Here is a 21586-nt window from a genome sequence, read left to right as displayed (position 1 = left end):
CGGCATCGGGAAAAACCATTCACGTTCGAAAGACGTGGGTTTACCAAGAAGTTCGTGATGAGAACGGCAATGCGGCATATCAGCGGTTCTGCCCCAAGTGCGGTGCTCACATAATTAGCGTGCACATGCCAAAGGGCCGGCTGGGCTCATTTTGAAGGAGGGCATGGTCTTACTCGAACGAAACACCCTTGCCTGTATCGCGGAGAAAGTCTGCGCAACCGAAGGGACCCGGATACCCCAGACTTGCTCGATATGTTGGAGACGGACGGCAAGCTTCCGAACTGATGAGGCCGCGTTCGGCGCTTTGCGCGAAATTTTTTTGTTATGCTTTCCGATTCGGTCGAAGTGAGGCTTGTAAGGTGGTATGAGCGTTGTCACCAAAAAACTTGGGCCTTTGAAAAGCCCCGATCCGCTTACCCAGAGCACGCGCCTTGGGATGCCCTACGCGCGTTTCGCCGACGTAGAGCGGCAGATCACTGAGATCATCCAATATCCCATCGACAAGTGGGACACCATCATCGTTGGCAATAGCTCACGGTGGAAAAGCCAAACACTTGTCTATCTCGCACGACATGCCCTTGACGATGACAAGGCATTCGGTTGGTTACTTCGGCAAGTATTGAAACGTGCTTCGACGAAGCTGGGCTTCATCTTGAAAGGGATGGATCCGACGACGTTGCAGCAGATTGACACCACTGTCAGTCTTCAGCTCGTGGAGCTCATCATGACCGAGGTTCCGACCCGTGCGTCGGAGTATCTGGAAGTGGACTTCAACGGAAAAGTTAAGCAACTTGCGATCAAGGCGGCGGCGAAGTTCGAAACACATCCCGAGCCCTATCAGGTTTCGACGGCTTCCAAGTCCGCGAACGGGTCCGACCCGCTCGACGCTGTAGCGATGCCTAACGATCCCTACAGCTCGCTTGCTACCAGAATCGACCAGGGAATGATGCGACGCCTCCTGAAGGCGGTAACCGACCCCCGTCATCGCAAGGCGTTTATCCTGCGCAAGATGCGCGACTGGCCAATGTACCATGACGATCCTACCGTCCCTTCGGTACTGCGCCATTTTGGCCTCCGCTCCAATCAGCGCCGAACGGTCCAGTATTGGATCGAACGCGCCGAAAAGGAGATGCGTGAGGCCCACGGAGAACTAGAATGACAACTGATCAAAATGTTACCTTCGACGACGTGCTTACATTCCTGCTGGAAGAGGATGTGACACCTTCGCATGAAAATTTGCTGCAGTGGATCCAACGATACCCGCAGTTTTCCGACGATCTCACAAATTATTTCGCGGAATGGGCTGTCCAGGCAGAAACGGGAGATGAAGAGATCGTACAATCTCGATCTGAACGTTTCGTGAACATTGGAGTGAGCCATGCTTTGAACCTGTTGCATGCTCGCAAGGCGAACGCTGTCCCCTCCGCGCGGGCGCAAGCTAGGACGCTTGCGCAGTTCAGCAGGGCCGTTGGTCTTACGTTTGCGTCCCTCGCCGCAAAGGTGCGCCTCGATGAGGAAATCGTGACGAAGCTGGACCTTTGCCGTATTCCCGTCGCGAGTATCCCGACAGTGTTGGCCACCATGCTATCTGAACTTCTTAAGGTTGGTGTTGAAGAAGTTTGGCGTGCGCTGTCGCTTCCGCCCCGCGCTACCTCACCGCGTGCGCTGCAGAAGAGTCGGGGTCCTGCTCAAGTAAGGACCGAGAGTTTCAAGGACGCCATCACGGCATCGGCGATGCCGCCGGAGCAAAAAGAAGAGTGGCTTCGGTCAATTGAGAAAGGGACCGGGCCACCATGACCAGTTGGAACGAGGTACGCTCTCAGGCACGACATTGGCACACCGAACTCGCCGGAGAGACCGGCGAGTTGGTGGCCGCTGATGATTTGCTTAATCGGGCGAAGGAAACGAGCGGCGTCTCGGTCAAGCTTGTCGCACCCGACAACATTCTACTCGACGGTGCGCGTGCTACATATGTTACAGCTGCCGACCCTGAACCGCCCAAAATCTATTGTGCGAATGACCTGAAAGCAGAGGAAGAATATTTCTGCCTGGCGCACGAATTCGGCCACCACCGACTTCACGATGAAGTCGACGGCTGCAGCCACGGCGATATCGATGAATGGACGCCCGCCGAGCCAGAGGGATCAGCTGTCGGCGAAGGAGACGCATATAGCCCGAAACAACGGCGGGAGGCGCAAGCGAACCTTTTCGCCCGGGAGCTGCTACTGCCCCGCGATAAACTGAAGGCGCGGTTTCTAACCGGAGGCGCGACGGCCGTACAGATCGCTAGCGAGATGAAGGTCCCGGAAAACCTGGTCCTTCAGCAACTAGCCGACGCGCTTCTGCTGCCAAATGACCCGCCTGCTCGTCCGCTCCGAAAGGAGCCCGATCCAGATCCCAGCCAGATTAAGGCCATCCAAGCACCTCCGGGTCCGCATCAGGTGCGAGCCGGTCCTGGTACGGGCAAAACTCGTACCCTCGTGAGCCGCGTGGCGCATTTAGTCGAAAAAGAAGAGCCCCCGAGTAGCATCCTGGCTCTCACCTATTCCAATGACTCGGCGTTCGATCTTGCGTCACGAATTCATGCCAGCATTGGGGACAAGAGTGCTGGCGTATGGACAGGAACATTCCATGCTTTTGGTTTGGAGATCTTGCGGCTGTATTGGTCAGAGATCGGCCCCAACATCGCTCCCAAGCTGGTCACCAGAACCGACACCTTGTTCCTCCTTGAGGAACTCATGCCCAACCTTGGGCTCGATCTGTATTTCGATCTCCATGAACCTTTGCGTGGCCTGAAGTCGATCCTTGGCGCAATCAGCCGCGCGAAGGACGAGATCTGTTCCCCGTTGATGTACGCCGACTATGCCCGTTCGATGGAGGCGACTGACCCCGAAGCATCCGCCAAGGCGCTTGAAGTAGCACACGTCTATCGGGTTTACGACGATGCGTTGCGCGAACGAGGAATGGTCGATTTCGTCGACCTCATCGTCCGTCCCATCGAGCTTTTCAAGCAACGTCCCGACATCGCCGATCAAGTCCGCGGCACCTATCGGAACGTCCTTGTCGACGAGTACCAGGACATGAACCGGGCGAGTGGGGAGCTTCTTAAAATCCTCGCCGATCCCAAACGCGGACCATGGGTGGTCGGCGACGTCAAGCAATCGATCTATCGTTTCCGTGGCGCGTCGCCCATCAACATGTCCCGGTTCCGCGATCGCTTCAAGGCACCAGAGCCAACTGACCTGGAGATAAATTATCGTTCCGGTGGACGGATTGTCTCGATCTTCGACGCATTCGGCCGAACGCTGAAGCTTGGAGGCGGCGCTGGAAGCAAGCCTCTTGAGCCGCATCGGGGTAAGAATACTGGCTCTGTCGATTTCAATGTAGCCTTGTCGCGAGAAGCCGAGCAGCAGGGAATCGCAGCCCGTATCCAGCTCGAAGTCTCCAACGGCGGCGCCCACGGTGATCACGCGGTATTAGCACGATCGCACGGCACTCTGGTGCGGATCGCCGCTCATCTTGAGCGGGCCGGAATTCCGAGCCTATACTTTGGCGACTTTTTCGAACGACCGGAAATCCGTGATTTCCTGTCTCTTCTCTCCGTGGCGGCCGATCATGACGGGCTGGGACTGCTGCGCGTTGGGCAATGGGCTAAATACAGGATACCTGTCAGCGACATCATCGAAATGCTGCATCGCGCGGGCAAGGGCGAGAAAAGCCTGCTCGCTATGCTTCAGAACGGAATTGATAAAAGCGGTTTGTCTGACGAGGGCATGATTGGACTGACTTCCCTCGCCCACGATTTGGCAGGAGTTGGATTCAAGACCTCGCCGCACCTGCTGATCTCCGACTATTTGTTCAACAAGGGCGGCGTCCTAGCGCCGGATATCATCGAGGACACGATTTCCGCTCAGCAGCGTCGGCTGGCGATTTATCAGCTGCTCCAGGTAACTTTTGAGCACCACACTACAAAGGGAAATCCAAAGCGGTCGTTTCTGGACCATGTGCGACGGCTCGAAATCCTTGATGAGGAAAAGGAGTTTCGTCGTCTGCCCGCCGCCGCCGCAGGTATCGACGCGGTGCGCCTCATGACCGTCCACGCCAGCAAGGGACTTGAATTTCCGGTCGTTCACGTGCCGAGCCTTAGCCCCTCGCACTTTCCGCCGAACAATAGGTATGACCCCTGTCCGCCACCGGCCGGGATGATCGAGAACGATCCCTTGCTGACCGCCGACATGGAGGAAAAGAGCCTGTTCTATGTCGCCTTGTCTCGCGCAAAGAACATTTTGAGCCTATCGCGCTCGAACAAATACGGGGGCCAGCCACGCCCTAATCCATCGCCTCTTCTAGACCCCATCCGCGGTATGCTGCCAAACCCGAGCAGCCCGACCTGGGTCTCGGAAGGCAAGCAGGCGCCACCTTTTCCTGCTCTCCTTGGTAATTCGGACGGGATTGATGAAATTACGGTCGAGGCGATTGAGCGATACGCCGACTGTCCCAGAAAGTTCTATTACCAGGATGTTCTTAGGCTGCGATCAAAGACTGAACGCCGGCCATATCTAAAATTTATCTCGGTGGTCCGATCGACCGTGAAATGGTTGCAAGACACGCCGTCATCGCAATGGAGCGGCATGGAACTGCAGTTTTCGGCGACCTGGCTGGAGCACGGCCCATCGACCCATCCCCACGGCGGCCTCTATGAGAAGACCGCGAAGCAGATGCTAGGGCTCGCTCAAAAGGAGTTGACCGGACCAAGGCTGCCAACGCCGCGCAGCTCGATAATAGCGGGCAAGAACATCACGACCAACGCCGACAATATAAAAGCCACTGGATCGCGTATCACGGTTCAGCGGCTAAAGGCTGGCCCCCTTTCGAAGAGTGAAAAAATGAGAGTGCGCGATGCGCTGATCTTCTCGATAATCGCCAGGGAAAATTCGGGCACAACCGTCAACTTTGAACACGTTTCGCTACTGACTGGCGAACGATCTGCTAGCGGCAAGGTAAATCATGCGATCGAGGGCGTCATCGAGAGCTACTTCGGTGGAATTGCCCAGGGCAGGTTTGATCCCATCACGTCGGACCGCAATTGCCCGACGTGCCCGTACTATTTCATCTGCGCCACAGACGGGGTGCGGTTGCCATCATAAAAACACGAAAAATCGTCGGGTGCTTTTTCCGATAGCCTGAAAATGCCGGTTGTAGTTGTCGTGCGGCCAAGAGCCGCGGCAAACGCAAAAGGCAAAAAGATGAACAAGATTACGCTTTTCGTACAGTTCGAGGCCTCCCCCAACATTGAGCTTATCGAGCTTTCCGACACGGCTACTTTCGCCGAACTGATCCTTGCCGCCACTGAGCGCGGTCTTCCTGATGACGTCCAGCGCGACGCTCTGATCTTCATTGAGGAAAAGGACGAGGCCCTCGAAACCGACCTGTCGCTGACCAAACAGGGGGTGAAGCATAAAGACCGTGTCACGATCCACCGCTGCCGCCGCGTCGAAGTCAGCGTGGCGTTCAACGCTCGTCTTGAACAGCGCAAGTTCAACCCGGCCGCGACGGTTGGCCGAGTGAAGCGCTGGTTCGTTGACGAAATTGGAATGACGCCCGTCGACGCCAGCGAACACGTCCTGCAGATCACAGGCACCAACCGCCGTCCTGATCATGACGTGCCGATCGGGACCGTGGTGACAAAGGGCACCTGCTCGGTGGAATTCACCCTCGTCCCCCGCAAGCGTGTCGAGGGCTAATGCGATGAACGTGGCGTTCATTTCTCCAGATCAGCGCTCGGTCATGGCGGACTTGGTGGGGGGCGCTTTCCTGATCGGGGAGCATTCTGGCCGTTGGCGCCTTCGCGACGTCATTTGGCCCAACGTAATGATTGAGGTCGCGGCCGCGCCGCGTCCTCAATCCCCTGACAGCTACTGCATTCGGTTCGACTGCACCGACTATCCCCAGGTCGCTCCGACTGGTCGCCTTTGGGATCCGATCAACAATAGGCCGCTTCCCTTTGCTGAATGGCCGACCGGCCGGAACCGTGTACCGGCTGTCTTTCGTACCGACTGGAAGGAGGGAAGTTGCCTTTACATCCCCTGCGATCGGCAAAGCTTCGCCGGTCATGAAAACTGGCTTCAAGAACATGCCGACCTGATCTGGCTCCCAGAGGATGGTATCACGCAATACCTCCAGGCTGTACACGAATTGCTCAATTCGGAGGATTATACGGGGGTGCACCATGGCTAACGCAAAGATCATTGTTCCCCGCGCGAGCTGGCTTCGCGGTTTGGCCGAACTTCATCGCCGCGGCGCAGAACGTCACGAGGCCGGAGCCTTCCTGCTTGGACAATCTGAGAATGGCAGGAGCGTCGTGTCTCATTGGATTTTCTATGACGACCTAGACCCCGGCGCGTATTCGAGCGGCGTGTGCGTGCTTTACGCGGACTCCTTCGATCGCCTCTGGTCGGAAGGTCGGAAAACCGGGATGGCGGTCATTGCCGACCTTCACACACACCCGGGCTCGCCCGAGCAAAGTCACTCCGATCGGACCAACCCCATGGTATCGACTGCTGGCCATATTGCCCTGATCGTGTCTGATTTCGCTCGGGGGCCGCACTGGCGGCATAGGCTCGGGGTGTATCGATATGAGGGCGATCACCAATGGACAAACCTTAGTGGTTGGACCGCTCGCGGCCTCCTCAGGACGGGAACATTCAGATGAGCTATCACCTTGATCACGTCACTCCAGATAACCTTCATCGCGGCGTCAAAATGGCGCTCGACACACGTGAGGTTCGGTCGGTCGCCGACGGCTACGCTCTCTTCGAGCGCTATCGCGTCACCATCATTGTCGGCGAAGAGATCGCAACCTCTCGCGCCCATCAAGCAGCCCTGCTGACGATGGTGAACGCTGGCCGACGGTCGCTCCTTGGCGGTGTTCACGTTGTGGGCATGTCCGACGCGCCGCTATTGATTGAATTGCCTGCCATCGGTAGCTCGCTGTCTGAAGCGGTCGCCTCGCTCGGCGGGACGCTAGCGGAGGATCCGAGCGAGGCTTCACCGATCATCATCTTGGGCAGCGCTGACCTGACGCTGGTCACCGAGGCTTTGGCAATCGTTGCAACCTTCGACGGCTGGCGCGGCGGCGTCGGCCCGGTTGAGGAATGCGCTCGCCTCGCCGAGCCTCCGGTCGCCATTCTTGCGGCAACCCTAGCAGGCGCCCTCGCCATCAGCGAGGTATTTCAGAATCTTCGCGGCTATGTGCCGGCATGCCGCCGGACCGTGGGAATGTCGCTCTGGGATCCGGCGTCGCAGGATTGGCAGGTTGACGACGGCGCTCCCGCAATCCAAGTGATGCCGAACCGTCTCTGGCTCATGGGCCTCGGTCACCTGGGTCAGGCATACCTTTGGGTTCTTGCGCTGTTCGACTTTGAGAACCCGGTCGATGTTGATATTACACTGCAGGATTTCGATAAGCTGACCGAGTCGAATGACAGCACCTCGATGTTGACCACTCTCGATCGCGTTGGTCATTACAAGACCCGCGTAATGGCGGAGTGGTTGGAAGCACGCGGCTTTAAGACCCGCATTGTCGAGCGCAAATTCGACGGTGATCTTCGGCTCACACCCCAGGACCCGCAGGTTGGCCTATGCGGTGTGGACAATCTCGAGGCTCGTGCTGCTCTCGACGAAGCCGGCTTCAAGCTGGTCGTGGAGGCCGGCTTGGGTGCTGGTCCCGATGAGTATGTCGCTGCCCGGGTTCACACTTTTCCTGCGAGCGTTACGAGCAGGGGAAAATGGGGCGGATTGGAACGAGATCGCGCCTTGGGCGACGGACAGGCTTACGACAATCTTCTGGAAACTGGTGCCGTCGATGCATGTGGGTTGGTCCAGTTGGCAACCAGAACCGTCGGGGCACCGTTTGTGGGCCTCTTGGCTGCATGTCTCGTCATTGCCGAGCTAGTTCGTAGGCTGCACGGCGGTTCCGAAATCGAGGTGATTGATCTCTCGTTGAAAACACCGCATCAGCGTATGGTTGTGGCCTCTGCTAGGCCAATACAGCCCTGGAGCTACGGATTCGCGAAGTTGCGCGATATCGCCCCGGCCGTCTAGGCAGGGAATAATCGCGCCGGGTTGCCTATTCGACTACTCGTGTATCCGCGACCGCTTCTGATTCATCACCCAATCTTCCACGGGCGCGCATGATACTCTCTATCACAGTGTCGCCGCTTAGGATAATCGTCTCCGGATTACCAAGTTGCGTGTATCGAATAGCGTCGGACCTTGCGACGACCTTCTGCGCAAGACGACGCGAAGCTTCAATGTCAACATCGCGAATTTTGGCTATCCTTTCGATCAGTTTTTCAAACCATTCTGGATCGTGGCCATTGATCTCGTAGTTGGCTTTCCCTTGGAGCTCGTTGTAAGTCGCGCTGCCCGGCGGTCCAACCAGTGCAATGATCACCTCAGTAGCCAGGCACATTCGCAACATGCCTGAAACCACCTCGGTCCACGTCACCGATCGTCCGTACGCCTTGATTGCCGCAGGAATGAATTCAGCCACTCTGTGCATTAGTCGGGCTACGAACATCGCGGAGCGAAGTCCGTCGACAGGAAGAAATGTGCCAAGCACGGTTCGCGCACCCAGCGCGATAAATCCATTACCGACAGTTGCATGGCTTGATGCGTCAATACCGTGAGTGTCACATGCGCTTAGGATGACAATCGGCGGGCAACGGACCAGCCCTCTCAAACTCCAATCATCAAGGCGCTCACCGCCAATAGCTATAGTGCTGATTGGGGTGCTGGCGTTCGCGACGCCGTGGCCATCGAAGATCAAAATTTCTCCGTCGAAGTCATTCAGCGCGGATACGAACTGCTCGACCGTTGAGACGCGGACTTGGGTTAGGTCGACCACTGTCTCCCAAGAAGGTCGCACCGCCTCAAGAGCGTTCGAGAGGATATCCTTCAATGGGTCATCTTCCTTGAAGGAGCTGATGACCAAGACCTTACGAAACGCCTCAGGTGGAATAGACATTGGCTGCACCGGTAGCAGCTCGCCCATCATGACATTTCCAGGGGTAACCGGAATGCGTGAGCAATCTCGGGCGAATGACAAAGGAAGACCGTCGATCGGCAACCATTCTATCGGCGCGTCTGATATGATCTTTATCGGTCCTCTCGTCCTCGAAATGAATTCAATCCTCTCGTCTCCCGCGGCCGAATGCAACTGCTCCTGAATTTCGGAAAAGAGGCGTGTGGCCTTTCTTCGCGCTTCAAAACGGCCCGCTCGCACGTTCCTCGCGTAGGCGGAGAGGGATGGAAACACGTGGTTTACGCCCGGAGAGAGCCTCACAACCGGGGAAGTTGTCTGCGCCGCCAAAAGCCCGACGCCGAATGTTTGTGTAAGGAGTTCTTCGGATCTTGTTTCGGCAACAAACCTACCCTCCCTAGTGTCCTGAAAAAATTTGATACCTTCGGGATCGAGAGTTGGGCGTAGGAGCTTCTGTTGTTGAAAATACCGCAACGCTTTTCGGAAGGCGGCTCCCTCCGGCGTATTTCCGGCCACGCGTCGATACCCCATCCGAAAAAGGGCCGGCTCAAAGAGGATAACACCGGGTGCTGGCGCTCCTAGTGCGTAAATATCATGGTCTCCCATTTCGTGCCGAAGCAAGGCAACGCTTGCCGCGCTCTCAACGATTGCGTCTGTATATTCATTCTCCGTCTCGGCGATAAACGGCACACTTTCCTTCAGCGTATAGCCGACTCGAGCCAATGCCATGTGGTTCGGGACCGTGACGTTGTGACCTTTGACGTCATAGTCTTCCAACAAGACGTCGGGCCAATTCCAGTCAACGGCCGCGTCGGCGACAAGTTCTTTCTGCCCTTCGTTGAGACGCGCAGCTTCCTCTTCGAGCCGCTTCAAGCAGTAGTCCCTAAGGAGAGTAAGATCGAAATTCTCCGCGGGAGTGCCTTTGCCGTCAACGACCGTGATATGCAGAGCCTTGAAACCGATCTTCTCCTGCCAAGCGTCAATTCGAGCGGCCACTTCAGGTTCGCCTGAAAACAACACGCAACATGGTGGCAATTGAGCCGCTGATAGTGTCTCTAGGGCTGAAACAGTTAACGGGAACCAGATCAGTGGCCGTAGTCCGGCAATTCGCTGGATCGCAATCTGTTCAGGCGCACTCGCCCTCTCGCTGATGTCGCCAGGCAGGGTGCAAATCCCGCGCATTGCCCAGTGGAGGGCGGACCAACTTCTGCCGAAGCCCTGGAAGGGCGACATGTCGATCCAAGCGTCCTCCCCCATGATGAGAAAGTAATAGATGCGCAGGGGGTCAGGCCACAGATCCATTATTGCGTCCCTCAGATTGGTCGAATCTTATTGTGGGTCCGGTCGGCTTGGAGACGTGCACGGGCAATGGGAATGCTTCGCATGTCTCACCTCCATTGAGAAGAGCTGCCCTCACTGGGCAGTGTCAGATCGCTCCCCATAGCTTTGCTGCGACGCGCCTTCTGAAAGGCGGCGTCTTGTGTGTGTGCACAAAGTGCGTCGAGCACGCCGAAAATGAACACTGTAATTATTGTCTGACAGCGGTCAGACTGTGTTCGATAATGCGTGCGCAGATCTCAGGTGGTTTGCACGAAGTGGCTGTCGTGCGATTTGGGTTCAAACACCTTTTCGCCGCTCAGCCAGCGTTCAATTATGCTCGGGTCCTTACGGATTGTAGCGACAGTGGAAACAAGATCTACCAAATCGTGTTGATATCCAAAATCGAACGCCATTGCGTCTAGAACTGCTTTGAAGGCCGTGCCACTGATTTGTGGTTCTGCGTAGAACTGTGTTTCCGACTCGTGCCCCTCCTTTGCTAGGCGAAACGAGGATTCGCATTGGCGAGGATCCGGAGCCAGATAACTTCTACACGCTACAGGCCGCACCTTGTAGATCGAACATTTGTTTCTATCATCGAGGAATGGGCAGGGTTCCCCTTGAACGGCCCGTTCACGGTCGCTTAAACTCAGCAACGATTGTGACCTTTCGTCAAACTTGGTTCCCCGCTCATCGTGGGCGGTTTCAACAGCGATAAGTATCGCCTCCAGGATGGAAACTTCGACGTTCTGGTGACAGCACCATGCACATCCTTCGTGGCATCCGACACTCACGGGCGAACCGCCATTATTCACAATGTGATCGAGGAGATAATCTAGGTTTCCATGGAGTTGCATGGCCAACCCTGTCATAACCGGGACTGAATTGGCTCTGGCGTTGCTTTTTTCCATGACATCGAATGCAAGATCCAGCAATTTTCCAGCAGTGCGAGCCGCATCAACGAGGCGTGGATCGCTGTACTCCATGCCGGTGGGAATCGGTATACCGACTTCCTCAATGGCGGTGAGCACCCGTTTTGCTCGAGCAGCCTTAACGGCCGCTGCCTCTTTCTTCCGTTTCGCCTCTCCCACTCTCATCCCCCGTTCTAACACCAAGCGGCACCTTTAGGTGCCGGTCGAATTATCTGTCTCTTTTAGTGCAAGGTAGCAAGCAGAGCTTATGCTGTTGTAAACAAGACCGGAAGATTGGTCCCATCTCCAACAAATGATTGCGCGATGCGATCGATATCGTTGATCCTTAAGTTTTGACGATGCGCGCCGGCCGCCCAACCTCCGCTCCATCGCCTGCCGAGCACGGGTCAAACGGCCGTGCTCCTTGAGGCCGAGCTCGGCCGCGGCGCTGATGCCGGCGAGAATGGCCAGCAGGCGGGTTTCGCGATCGCGATGCCGGCGGTGATCGACGGGTATGGATTTCAGGCCGAGATTGAAGGCGGCCAGATGCGCTGCTGACGTGACGCCGGCCTGTCGCAAGATCGAAGCGGACAACAGCCGGCCAAGCCAGGGGGCATGCTGCAGCACGGCGATTTCATTCCACGCGTCCAGGGCAATAATCGCCTGCAGCACTGCCGGCAGGTCCTGGGCCTGCCGCAGCACGCTGCGCCATTCGTCCAGCCGCTCGTCCTCGTCCCAGTCGAGATCATAGACCAGTGGATCCTTTTCCGGTCCGCCGGCGCCACCAGGCCGCTTTGCCTTTTCGATGGCAGCATCGGAGCGCGCCAGCACCGCATCGATGGCGGCGAACTCTGCATCGAGCGGGTCAGCGCCGTCATCGCGATCCTCCACCTCCCCTCTTCCGTTCGCACTGCCATCCAGCTCGCCGGCTTCGTCCGCAACTGCGCCGTCGGCACCATATGATGCCGCAGGCCACGCCTGCCCACGCAGGCTGCTGAGACCTTCGGCGCTGAGCGCCCAGCCGGGCGTTTGCGACGCAATCCGCCGGCGGGTGCGCAGGACGTCGCGGGCAATGGTCAGCTCGTGGGTGGGCGCGCGGATGTCGGCGCCGGCGTCGTGGAGGACGAGGTCTTCGAGATGCACCAGCTCGCCATCGATCCACAGCGAGGCGCAGGCGTCGGTGAAGTGCATGCGTTCGATCCAGCCCTGACCGACCGGCGAGCGGGCGATCCGCTCGTCGAGACGGGCCAGCGCAATGCCTGCGTCCGAAATCGGTCGCAGCGTAACTGGAGCAGATCTGGTGGCACGGGGGATTCCGATTTTTTGTGAATCATGATTCACTTCCTTTATGACGAAGCGCCGCCTCCCCATGGCCGAGCATGCCGATACGCTGTCGCTGAAGGCGCTGCGGGAATTGGTGACGGGACTTGTGGCGCGGGCCGATCGGGCAGAAATCCGGATTGAGGCGCTTGAGGCTGACAACCGAAAGCTTCGAGAAGAAAACGATCAGCTGAGGATCGAGAACACGCGGCTGAAGGTCGACAACCAGCTTCTGCGCGACGAGATTGCGCGACTTAAAAACCTGCCGCCACGCCCACCGTTCAGACCCTCGGGTATGGACCAGGCAACGAGCGACAAGGCGGTTGCCGGCAGCCGAAAGCCTGCGCGGCGTCGCGGGCCGAAGGGCGACACGGGGAGCGCCACGCGCGAAGAGGTGCTGCCTGCCAGAGCCCCACCTGGATCGCGGTTTAAAGGCTACAAGGATTGCATGGTCCGTGATCTGGTCGTGCGGGCCGAAGTGGTGCGATATCGCCGCGAATGCTGGGTGACACCGGAAGGACGCACGATCATTGCGCCGCTGCCAGCAGGGATAAAGGGTGGCTACGGCGCCAGTCTGCGTCGCTTCTGCCTGATGCTTCATAGCCATGGGCAGGTCACGACGCAGCGATTGACGACCTTGCTGAACGATGTCGGTGTCGAGATTTCCAAACGCCAGGTCATCCGGTTTTTGACAGAGCGGCTGGACGGCTTTCATGCCGAGGATGCCGCCGTGCTGCATGCCGGCCTGGTCTCGGCTCCCTTTGTCACCGTCGACGACACTGGCGCCCGTCATGCCAACCGCAATTTCCATACGACACAGATCGGTGGCGAACATTTCACCGCCTTCCGCACGACGCCGTCGAAGTCGCGGCTGAACTTTCTGGCCCTGCTGCGCGGCAACTATCAGGACTATGTTCTCAACGATGCCGCCTTCACCTTTCTGGAAAACCGTCAGGTGGATCCCGCCCTTCTGGCGCATTTGAAGACATGTGAACCGCGGCGGTTTGCCAATCAGGTTCCGTTTCTCGAGTATCTGGCCGCCAATGGTATCAACATCTTCGACAAGGAAATAATCCGCCCGTTTGCCGAGGCCGGCGTTTGGGGCGCTATCCGCCATCATGGTCTGGTCGGCAATGCGGTGATCGTGTCCGACGATGCCGGACAGTTCCGCGTCGGCACCCATGCACTGTGCTGGATCCACGCCGAGCGTTTGCTGCACAAGCTGATGCCGGCGACGCCCGGCCAAGTGAAACACGTCGAAACCCTGCGCGAGCTTGTCTGGCACTTTTACAAGGCTCTGAAAGCCTATCGGCGAAGACCTGATCCCCGTGCAGCCCGGGGCCTTCAGGCCCGGTTCGATCGGATCTTTTCGCTGCGCACCGGTTATGGCGACCTCGACAAACTGCTGTTTCGACTGGGTCGCCGCAAGGCCGAACTGCTGCGGGTTCTGGAGCGGCCTGAAACCCCGCTCCATACCAATGCGTCGGAAAGAGATCTGCGCGGACTTGTCATCAAGCGAAAGATTTCCGGCGGCACGGTCAGTCGCAACGGTCGGCAGGCGCGTGACAGCATGCTCGGCCTGATGAAGACCTGCCAAAAGCTCGGCCTGTCGTTCTGGCACTATCTCGGCGATCGGCTGGGGATCGGTGACGAAGATCATCTTGTGGCACCCCTCGCCTCGATGGTTGCAGCACGCGCCTGAACGCTCTCGATCCTTTGCGCAACTAGCACCCTGCTCTGGGTCAGACATGCTGATTGTGTCGGCATGGCCACCAAATCAGCCCCGCTTACGTCGCAGCAGGGCACTTACGGGCAACCTCGACAATCGTAAGGCATTGAAATCATAGTAAACACGCCATTAACCAGAAGCGATATCGCTAATTGCTTCTGTCACGGCTGTGGATCTCCACGCGTTTGCTGACCATCGATAACCACCGTTTATCGATGGTTGTTGATTTGGAGCCGCAAATCAGAAAGAATCGGGGCAAATCACGGCCCTCAAGGCCGCCAAAACCCGCGACTTTTTGGGACGCCCGTGGCCAAAGCCAAGACATCACTGACCGCCGTCGAGCGCCGTGCCGAAGAGCTCGACACCATCGCCGCCGTGCTGCCGATGGAGCGCCGCGACGAACTCGCCGAACTGCTCACCGACCACGACGTCGAAACGCTGCGCCATCTCGTCAACCAGGGCATGGGCGACAACACGCTGCGGGCGCTGACCTCGGATCTCGCCTATCTGGAAGCCTGGGGATTGGCCGCCACCAAAAAGTCGCTGCCCTGGCCGGCGCCCGAAGCGCTGCTCTTAAAATTCGTCGCTCATCACCTCTGGGATCCGGAAAAGCGGGCTTACGCACCCGATCACGGTATGCCGGCCGACGTCGACGAAAGCCTCAGGAGCCAAGGGTTTCTGAAATCCGTCGGTCCACACGCGCCAGCCACGGTGCGGCGGCGGCTGGCGAACTGGTCGACGCTGACCAAGTGGCGGGGCCTCGACGGCGCGTTCGCCTCCCCTGCCCTCAAATCAGCCATTCGGCTGGCGATCCGAGCCGCGCCAAGACAACGTCTTCGCAAGAGCGCCAAGGCGGTCACCGGCGACGTCCTGGCAAGACTGCTGGCGACCTGCGCGACCGACAGTCTGCGCGATCTCCGGGACCGGGCGATCCTGATGGTCGCGTTTGCCTCCGGCGGTCGCCGGCGCAGCGAGATCGCCGGGCTGCGCCGCGAACAGTTGACCGTCGAGCCGCCCATTCCGGTCGAAGGCGGGAGCCCCCTCCCCTCTCTTGCCATCCATCTCGGCCGCACCAAGACGACCAGCGGCGACGAGGACGACGTTGTCTACCTGACCGGTCGGCCGGTGGATGCGCTGAATGCCTGGATGGTGGCCGCCAAGATCGACAGCGGCAGCGTGTTTCGGGCGATCGGGCGATGGGGGACTGTTTCGCGGCGGGCGATCGATCCGCAGTCGGTCAATGCGATCATCAAGCAGCGGGTGGAACTGGCTGGATTAGAGCGTGGGGAGTTTTCCGCGCACGGATTGCGTTCGGGATATCTGACTGAGGCTGCCATCCGCGGGATTCCGCTCCCCGAGGCGATGGAACAGTCGAGACATCGCTCGGTTCAGCAAGCCTCGAGTTATTACAACAATGCCACCCGTCGCAGCGGACGCGCTACGCGTATGCTCTGAAGGCTGCTTCCGGCTCCAGTGGTCAGAAGTGGGTTACAGCCAGGTAATTTTACTAACGCTTTCCCCGAGATGGGGCGAGCGATGAACCGAGATTAAGTTGAAGTACGTCTACGTAGCAGCGTGACCTTCACCCTTCAGCACTCCTCGCAAAGATGGGAATTTTCGACAGCATCAGAGCAATTGCCAAGTTTGATATATCCGCGCGTCAGCCCTTCACTCCAGGGGCGCCGAATGCTTCCTTCCTGTCATAAGCTGGCGGGCGGGGGACCGTAGATTAGAAGCAAATACGTGCAGCCCCTGTACCTTCACACCGCTTGGTGTCGGTCACGTTAATCGTCCCTCAGCGGGCGCAGATGGAGCATCACGAGGGAACCTAGTACTCGCGAAACGGGGATGCTGCTGATGTCTCTAAGCTTCTGGTCTGCATCCTCTCAGCCGCATCGAAATTAAATGCGTCGATGGCGTCCTTGGGCCGGCCGGCCGGCTCTAAGAACAGATCCGTCAAGACAATTGGGGCGATCTCGTGAGGCCTTGATCGATAAGGATGGCAAAAATCGTAATGAGGGATGTGGCGGTCGTCCTGCTTGCGCAACAGAAAGCCCAGCACGGGATGAGGGGCGCAGGGGTCCGATAGTGACTGACAGCCTGCTGTCCGTCGGACCCAAGGGGTTCGGGAGGAGGTGAACCCCTTGAACACTCTGAGGGTAATACTGCCATGCAGAACATTTAAGTCCCGCGCTTGCACCGCGCACATATCTCGGCCTGCAAAAAAGGATAGTCCGGGCGAACCCGGCCTATCCGACCATTCACCTGCAGTTAGACTCAGGCCTGCAGGTTGTCCGCAGACATCTTGCCGGACTTGCGATCCTTTACCAGCTCATAGGTAATTTTCTGGCCGTCGTTGAGGCCGCGCATGCCGGCCCGCTCCACTGTGGAAATATGGACGAACACATCGGCGCTGCCGTCGTCCGGCTCGATGAACCCGAAGCCCTTCGTTGCGTTGAACCACTTTACCGTACCGGTCGCCATGACGTCTTCCTTTGATCAATCGCATTTCCGAAGCGTGCTCGGCTGACACTTTTTTTGCGGGCAGCACTGATAGACGCTTCTTGCCGCGGGGAAAGCCATACTCACCGTCGAGGTGTCCCGGTACTCCTCGCTCTATCGCCGCGACGATGGTGCTACTTGTTACCTCGTTGTTTCACCCGGATGCTGATCGGACTGCCCTCGGCCTGGCGAATCTCGAACTGGTTCGTCTTGCGGATAAGATCGCTGAGTTTTCGGAAGCCGAATGTACGCGGGTCGAAATCCGGCGCCAGGTTCAACAACTGCTTGCCGACGGTGCCCAGGTTGACCCAGCCGTCATCGCTATCCTCCTGGGACAGTACCTTCTTGATCAGCGGCACGGCCGATGTTGCCGGCTGCAGCGGCTTGTCGGTGGAAGCAGTATTCTGCTCGTCCTTGATCGCGCCAGGAAGCAGATTTTCGGTATAGACGAACCGCCGGCAGGCCTGGCGAAAACTTTCCGGTGTCTTCTGCTCGCCGAAGCCGAATACATCGACACCCTGCTCGCGGATCCGGGCGGCAAGCCGCGTGAAATCGCTGTCCGAGGACACTAGGCAGAAGCCGTCGAACCTCCCGCTGTGCAGCAAATCCATTGCATCGATGACCAAAGTGATATCGGAAGCATTCTTTCCCGTTGTATACGCAAATTGCTGCTGCGGGATAATCGCGTGCTTTGCGAGCACGTCCGCCCAACCCTTGGAGCGGGTGCCGGAAAAATCACCGTAGATGCGACGCACGCTCGCCTCCCCGATTTTGGCTACCTCTTCGAACAGCCCGTCGGCGATTTTAGCGGATGTATTGTCCGCATCAATCAGAACAGCGAGGCGCGGAGATCGAGTTTCAGACGGCATTGCTCTTCCTCATTTTTAAAACGGTCTCGAAGGCCAGCAGAGCAACGGCTCGGACCAGGCAAGCAACTTCATTTAATTTGCCCATCGGACCGAGCGAAAACTTGCCTTGTCGGATGATGTCAGCATCCGCCAGCCGAGTTGATCTACCCTTCCCCGCTCCAGCATCCGCCGATCGCAAAACCCTGACAGCTGTCAGGGTTTTGACCAGCCGACCAACGGCCTAGGTAATCAACTATCCCGTCCTGCGATCGCTATCGCCATTCAGCCGAAGCAGCGCCATAAGCGCCGGGCCAAGTGAAAACTCGCCACGTGCCGCCTTGCGTGTCAAGTCTCGCAGATATCCGCCAGGCGAGTTGATGTGCCCTGCCCGCTCAAGGATGCAGGCGATCGCCGTGGCCGCACTTTCCGGCCCCATCACCTCGCAGGCCTCCTGATAGGCTGACGGGCTGACGCCCAGCATCGACCGGACGACCACCGCTGCACCCATCATCTCGCGCCAACTCCCGATCGTACCGCCCGGGCCATATATCGCGATCTCAGGGCAAGCCCGCATCACCATGCCAAGTGGAAAATTCCGGACTGGCTCCCGCTTCGGCCGATCATCGTCCACCGCCTTTGCGCCCTGCTCGTTTTCTGCGCTAGGTTCAAGTTCATAGATGGAGTCGGTATTTGAATTCTGTATGTGACGCTCACATTGGTCACCATTGGTGCTATTATTTTCGTCTTTTTGCTGCACTTCCAGGATGTTGACCGCCTCCTGCAGCAGGAGCTCCATCTCGTCCAGGATTGAATTCACATCACTGAGCGTCGGAGCGCGCGGAATCCTGCCTACGAGACCGACGTACATCGCTTCGATGTTTTCCCAGTTGCCTGACGCACCTTCCTCGATCGCGGCAGAAATGAGCTTTCGAACGTCACGCCGGCATATTGTCAAATTCTCCTTCGCCCGACGGAGGGCGAAACGATCTGCAACGACCTGTTGCGCCATCATGGCAAGCTCATCTGTTCGCATGAGCAACGGTGACAGATCAAAGCCGAATGCGCTATCGATCGCACCCGCCTTGTCCTTCCGGGCGTAGCGCTTTCCATTCGCGCTGTCCTTCCGCACGATCAGTCCTGCCTCAACGAGAAGGGCCAGATGTCTGCGAAGGGTAGCGCCGGCGATACCGTGCGCCCGAAGTGTCAATTGTGTGTTGGACGGAAAAACGATGAGTTGCGCATCCTGGCGCAATTCGGTGTCTGGATGAAAGCTCAGGAGCGCGTCAAGGACGGCCAGGCTGCGATCCTGCAGGCCAAGCAGCTCCCTTGCTTCGGATGCGTCCCGAAAGACTTTCCATTTGTCCGCTGTCTTGCCCGGCTTAATCTTACTCGTCTCGATTTGCCGCTTCACCAGGGCAAGCGTCGCCGGCCGCCGCCCAAAGGGCGTCGTCACACTTCCAATCTGCATTTTCTTCACCTTCAAAAAGGCAAAAGAAACCTGCTCACCAAATTACGGTGCCAAAGACTCTTGACTGGGATTCGGGGAAATGCGATTCTCTAGTTGTCACACATTGAGAGAGGCTTCCACGACGGCAACGTTTGGGGGGCCTTTTTCTTTTGCAGTTCGTCCTTTTTTTATCTCCAAACCCTGACAGCTGTCAGGGTTTCTCGTCTTCTCGCAGGCGGACAAAGCGCTCCGTTAGCGCTGGGAGCTCCGCTTCAACAAACTTCAAAAAGTCGACCCCGAGTGAACCCTCAGCCGAAATTCGAACCTCTTTCGAGGATATCAACAGGGCGCCAAGCTTCGTTCCGCTTTGGTCTGTAATCGGGCTTGGCTCTCTCCGACCAGCCGATACTGGCTTGATGGCGTTCAATGCACGCTGAAACCTTTGATCGGACGTCTCAACCGCATCGCCCCTCCTAACCAGTGCCGCCCTTAGGGCATCGAGCGCTCCCGTGTCGCCCGCAACCGCCTTGGCAAGGTCGAGCCAACGTGGCCGCCCGATCCTCGGCGCCCGCCCAATGGCCTCGATGATATCCGCGGGAACGATCCTGTAGACATTCCGCATCCGAGCCAGTTCTGCGTCCTCGATCGAAAGGGCAGCGTAGATGTGCCGAGGCTTGATCCCCGCATCATCCATTCGGGAGGCAAACAGCGCGCGCTCGATCCAGGTGAGGTCTTGGCGACCGGCGTTTTCGATGCCTTGTGCAAGAACTAGGTCGAGGTCGGAAATCTCGACTTCGAGAGCGCGAACAGGCCTGTCAAGCTGCATGGCAGCGAGCCAGCGTCGATGACCGTAAACGATCTGATAGCGACCTGGGGACGAAGGGTGTTTGCGAACCTGAACGGGAACCTTTTGCCCCTCAGTCTCGATCGACCGTTTGAACGCCTCGAAGCTCGTTGCGTCATCGTCCGGCAGCCGGTCCGGATAAGGGGAAGGGTCAATGAGCGACGGATCCAACTCGCGAACAGCACCACCGCCCGACTCCACGATAGCCTTCAAGCGATCTCGCTCTGTTCGAATGTCGTCGATTGCTCGGTGAGCAGCACCGATCACACCTGCTCCGACACGATTTCCGGGAACCGGGGCAGGGGCCCGCGACGGCTGCTGTTGATCCGCAGCCTGATCACTCTCCAGCTCGGCAGAAAGCAACCCGAAACTGGCGACAATCGACTTTCGAGAGGATTTGCTCATGTCCGCCCCCAGCTCTCATTGATGAGGCGAACAATCGCCTCGTTCACAGCATCTACCGCCTCGCGAGCACGCTTGTGAGTATCGCGCCCGATCTGCCCCAATTCGAGCTCGTATACCGAGCGTTTCGCCAAGCCGGCTGCCTCAACGGCGGTGCTTTCAATGGCGGTGGGCAATAATACATCGGAGCCGAACAAGTGCCGAAGCATCGCAACGACTTGCGACTGTGGCGCGTCATTGGGGTCGTGTCGTGTGACCAGATACCGAATGAAGTCCTGGTCTAACTGAGCGCCGCTCTCGTTCAGAACACTAATCAGATCGCCCATCATGAGAAGGAACTGGCTCATTGACGCAACGTCCAGCATAGCCGGGTGGACAGTAATGATCATGCTAGTCGCGGCGTATATCGCGCTCAACGTCAGAAAGCCGAGCGACGGCGGAGTGTCAAGAATCACGATGTCGTAGTCCGCCGCGACTTCCGAAAGGGCGAGTTTCAGCCGCTCAAAAAAGATTGCGCCGGAGTTGGCCTTGTTCGCCAAGATCCGTGGCGTTTCGTGCTCATACTCCATGACTTCAAGATTGCCCGGAATGAGGTCGATGCCATCGAAATATGTCCTGCGAATTATATCGCGGATGGGACGACGCTCGGCGTCATCGTAACGCAAAGCGGCATAGATCGTTTCATTCGACCCAACATCAACTTCTGGCTGAGCACCGAACAAAGCGGACAAGGATGCTTGCGGGTCCAGGTCGAGTGCGAGGACGCGATACCCATGAAGGGCGAGATAGTGGGCAAGGTGGACACAGGTTGTCGTCTTCGCGCTGCCGCCCTTGAAGTTGGCTATTGCAAGAACCTGGAGGTGCTCGCCGGCACGTCGACGAGGAAGGAATCGCAAGGCGTCTGCAGGTTTCTGAATCGCGAACAATTCACGCAGTTCATTGATCTGGTCCAGCGTGTAGACGCGATGGTTATTTTCCAGCCTACTGGGAATCGGCCCACGTCCTTCGGTGGACATGAGCTTCAGGGTGGAATCTGGTATAGACGTCAGCTTCGACACTTCGTTGGTCAGAAAGGGACGCAGGGTCTTTTCCGATTTTGGCGGATACATACGAGTTCTGAGCTGCTGCAATTGCCCGGACAGAAGCCCGGCATGGCGCATGATTTTGCTGCCGGCATCTTCCTTCGAGCCAACACTTGCTTCTACTCGGTTTGCTATCGCCAT

The 21586-nt window shown here is 57.9% G+C and carries 16 protein-coding genes; 8 read left to right on the top strand and 8 right to left on the bottom strand.

Annotated features, from left to right (window positions below):
* The first annotated feature begins 364 nt into the window (after positions 1-364).
* The 6 genes from CUJ84_RS32415 to CUJ84_RS32385 all read left to right on the top strand — a co-directional run bounded on the left by CUJ84_RS32415 (position 365) and on the right by CUJ84_RS32385 (position 8103).
* Entirely contained in the window at positions 365-1159 is a 795-nt protein-coding gene (locus tag CUJ84_RS32415) for a hypothetical protein (protein WP_105009686.1), read from the top strand.
* Entirely contained in the window at positions 1156-1797 is a 642-nt protein-coding gene (locus CUJ84_RS32410; RefSeq protein ID WP_105009685.1) for a hypothetical protein, read from the top strand. Before CUJ84_RS32415 ends, CUJ84_RS32410 begins: the two co-directional genes overlap by 4 nt.
* Complete coding sequence (locus CUJ84_RS32405) at positions 1794-5147, top strand: UvrD-helicase domain-containing protein (RefSeq protein WP_105009684.1); 3354 nt, start codon at positions 1794-1796, stop codon at positions 5145-5147. Before CUJ84_RS32410 ends, CUJ84_RS32405 begins: the two co-directional genes overlap by 4 nt.
* Positions 5148-5246: 99 nt before the next feature.
* The gene (locus tag CUJ84_RS32400; RefSeq protein WP_105009683.1) at positions 5247-5744 is read left to right on the top strand and encodes a hypothetical protein; all 498 of its coding nucleotides are present in this window, start codon (positions 5247-5249) and stop codon (positions 5742-5744) included.
* A 4-nt stretch (positions 5745-5748) separates the two neighbouring features.
* Positions 5749-6237 (top strand): DUF7665 family protein, encoded by a 489-nt coding sequence (locus CUJ84_RS32395; protein ID WP_105009682.1) that lies wholly within the window; start codon positions 5749-5751, stop codon positions 6235-6237.
* 471 nt (positions 6238-6708) lie between these two features.
* Positions 6709-8103: a ThiF family adenylyltransferase gene (locus CUJ84_RS32385; protein ID WP_105009680.1), complete on the top strand. Its 1395-nt coding sequence runs from the start codon at positions 6709-6711 to the stop codon at positions 8101-8103.
* A 25-nt stretch (positions 8104-8128) separates the two neighbouring features.
* Here CUJ84_RS32385 and CUJ84_RS32380 read toward each other — a convergent pair whose 3' ends face one another.
* The 3 genes from CUJ84_RS32380 to CUJ84_RS32370 all read right to left on the bottom strand — a co-directional run bounded on the left by CUJ84_RS32380 (position 8129) and on the right by CUJ84_RS32370 (position 12642).
* Positions 8129-10345 (bottom strand): CHAT domain-containing protein, encoded by a 2217-nt coding sequence (locus CUJ84_RS32380; RefSeq protein WP_105009679.1) that lies wholly within the window; start codon positions 10343-10345, stop codon positions 8129-8131.
* Between the two features lie 275 nt (positions 10346-10620).
* On the bottom strand, positions 10621-11451 hold the full coding sequence (locus CUJ84_RS32375) for a YkgJ family cysteine cluster protein (RefSeq protein WP_158686988.1): 831 nt from the start codon (positions 11449-11451) through the stop codon (positions 10621-10623).
* A gap of 33 nt (positions 11452-11484) precedes the next feature.
* On the bottom strand, positions 11485-12642 hold the full coding sequence (locus CUJ84_RS32370) for an RHE_PE00001 family protein (RefSeq protein WP_105010004.1): 1158 nt from the start codon (positions 12640-12642) through the stop codon (positions 11485-11487).
* On the opposite strand from CUJ84_RS32370, the gene CUJ84_RS32365 reads away from it, so the two are divergent.
* Complete coding sequence (locus tag CUJ84_RS32365; protein WP_105009677.1) at positions 12620-14293, top strand: IS66 family transposase; 1674 nt, start codon at positions 12620-12622, stop codon at positions 14291-14293. The genes CUJ84_RS32370 and CUJ84_RS32365 overlap by 23 nt on opposite strands.
* Before the next feature lie 333 nt (positions 14294-14626).
* Positions 14627-15775, top strand: a complete 1149-nt coding sequence (locus CUJ84_RS32360; protein ID WP_105009676.1) for a site-specific integrase — start codon at positions 14627-14629, stop codon at positions 15773-15775.
* An 822-nt stretch (positions 15776-16597) separates the two neighbouring features.
* Here the strand turns inward: CUJ84_RS32360 and CUJ84_RS32355 are convergent.
* The 5 genes from CUJ84_RS32355 to repA all read right to left on the bottom strand — a co-directional run bounded on the left by CUJ84_RS32355 (position 16598) and on the right by repA (position 21586).
* On the bottom strand, positions 16598-16804 hold the full coding sequence (locus CUJ84_RS32355) for a cold-shock protein (protein WP_105009675.1): 207 nt from the start codon (positions 16802-16804) through the stop codon (positions 16598-16600).
* A gap of 152 nt (positions 16805-16956) precedes the next feature.
* On the bottom strand, positions 16957-17691 hold the full coding sequence (locus CUJ84_RS32350) for an NYN domain-containing protein (RefSeq protein WP_105009674.1): 735 nt from the start codon (positions 17689-17691) through the stop codon (positions 16957-16959).
* 232 nt (positions 17692-17923) lie between these two features.
* Positions 17924-19138: a plasmid replication protein RepC gene (repC, locus tag CUJ84_RS32345; protein ID WP_105009673.1), complete on the bottom strand. Its 1215-nt coding sequence runs from the start codon at positions 19136-19138 to the stop codon at positions 17924-17926.
* 190 nt (positions 19139-19328) lie between these two features.
* Positions 19329-20366, bottom strand: coding sequence for a plasmid partitioning protein RepB (gene repB / locus CUJ84_RS32340; RefSeq protein ID WP_105009672.1), 1038 nt, complete (start codon positions 20364-20366; stop codon positions 19329-19331).
* A complete protein-coding gene (gene repA, locus CUJ84_RS32335) occupies positions 20363-21586 on the bottom strand; it encodes a plasmid partitioning protein RepA (RefSeq protein WP_164023946.1) in 1224 nt (407 codons plus the stop codon). Before repA ends, repB begins: the two co-directional genes overlap by 4 nt.

Origin of the sequence: Rhizobium leguminosarum, assembly GCF_002953715.1 — a bacterium.
Taxonomy (GTDB): domain Bacteria; phylum Pseudomonadota; class Alphaproteobacteria; order Rhizobiales; family Rhizobiaceae; genus Rhizobium; species Rhizobium leguminosarum_V.
Note: the sequence above shows the minus strand (reverse complement) of the source record. Positions and strands in the feature narration are given on the sequence as shown.

Bases quoted from the DNA above. Each gene is read 5' to 3' on its own strand.
- CUJ84_RS32395 (WP_105009682.1), top strand. From the start codon at position 5,749: ATGAACGTGGCGTTCATTTCTCCAGATCAGCGCTCGGTCATGGCGGAC.
- CUJ84_RS32380 (WP_105009679.1), bottom strand. From the start codon at position 10,345: ATGGATCTGTGGCCTGACCCCCTGCGCATCTATTACTTTCTCATCATG.
- CUJ84_RS32410 (WP_105009685.1), top strand. From the start codon at position 1,156: ATGACAACTGATCAAAATGTTACCTTCGACGACGTGCTTACATTCCTG.
- CUJ84_RS32385 (WP_105009680.1), top strand. From the start codon at position 6,709: ATGAGCTATCACCTTGATCACGTCACTCCAGATAACCTTCATCGCGGC.
- repB (WP_105009672.1), bottom strand. From the start codon at position 20,366: ATGAGCAAATCCTCTCGAAAGTCGATTGTCGCCAGTTTCGGGTTGCTT.
- CUJ84_RS32415 (WP_105009686.1), top strand. From the start codon at position 365: ATGAGCGTTGTCACCAAAAAACTTGGGCCTTTGAAAAGCCCCGATCCG.
- repA (WP_164023946.1), bottom strand. From the start codon at position 21,586: ATGGCGATAGCAAACCGAGTAGAAGCAAGTGTTGGCTCGAAGGAAGAT.
- CUJ84_RS32355 (WP_105009675.1), bottom strand. From the start codon at position 16,804: ATGGCGACCGGTACGGTAAAGTGGTTCAACGCAACGAAGGGCTTCGGG.
- CUJ84_RS32370 (WP_105010004.1), bottom strand. From the start codon at position 12,642: ATGGGGAGGCGGCGCTTCGTCATAAAGGAAGTGAATCATGATTCACAA.
- repC (WP_105009673.1), bottom strand. From the start codon at position 19,138: ATGCAGATTGGAAGTGTGACGACGCCCTTTGGGCGGCGGCCGGCGACG.
- CUJ84_RS32400 (WP_105009683.1), top strand. From the start codon at position 5,247: ATGAACAAGATTACGCTTTTCGTACAGTTCGAGGCCTCCCCCAACATT.
- CUJ84_RS32350 (WP_105009674.1), bottom strand. From the start codon at position 17,691: ATGCCGTCTGAAACTCGATCTCCGCGCCTCGCTGTTCTGATTGATGCG.
- CUJ84_RS32365 (WP_105009677.1), top strand. From the start codon at position 12,620: ATGACGAAGCGCCGCCTCCCCATGGCCGAGCATGCCGATACGCTGTCG.
- CUJ84_RS32405 (WP_105009684.1), top strand. From the start codon at position 1,794: ATGACCAGTTGGAACGAGGTACGCTCTCAGGCACGACATTGGCACACC.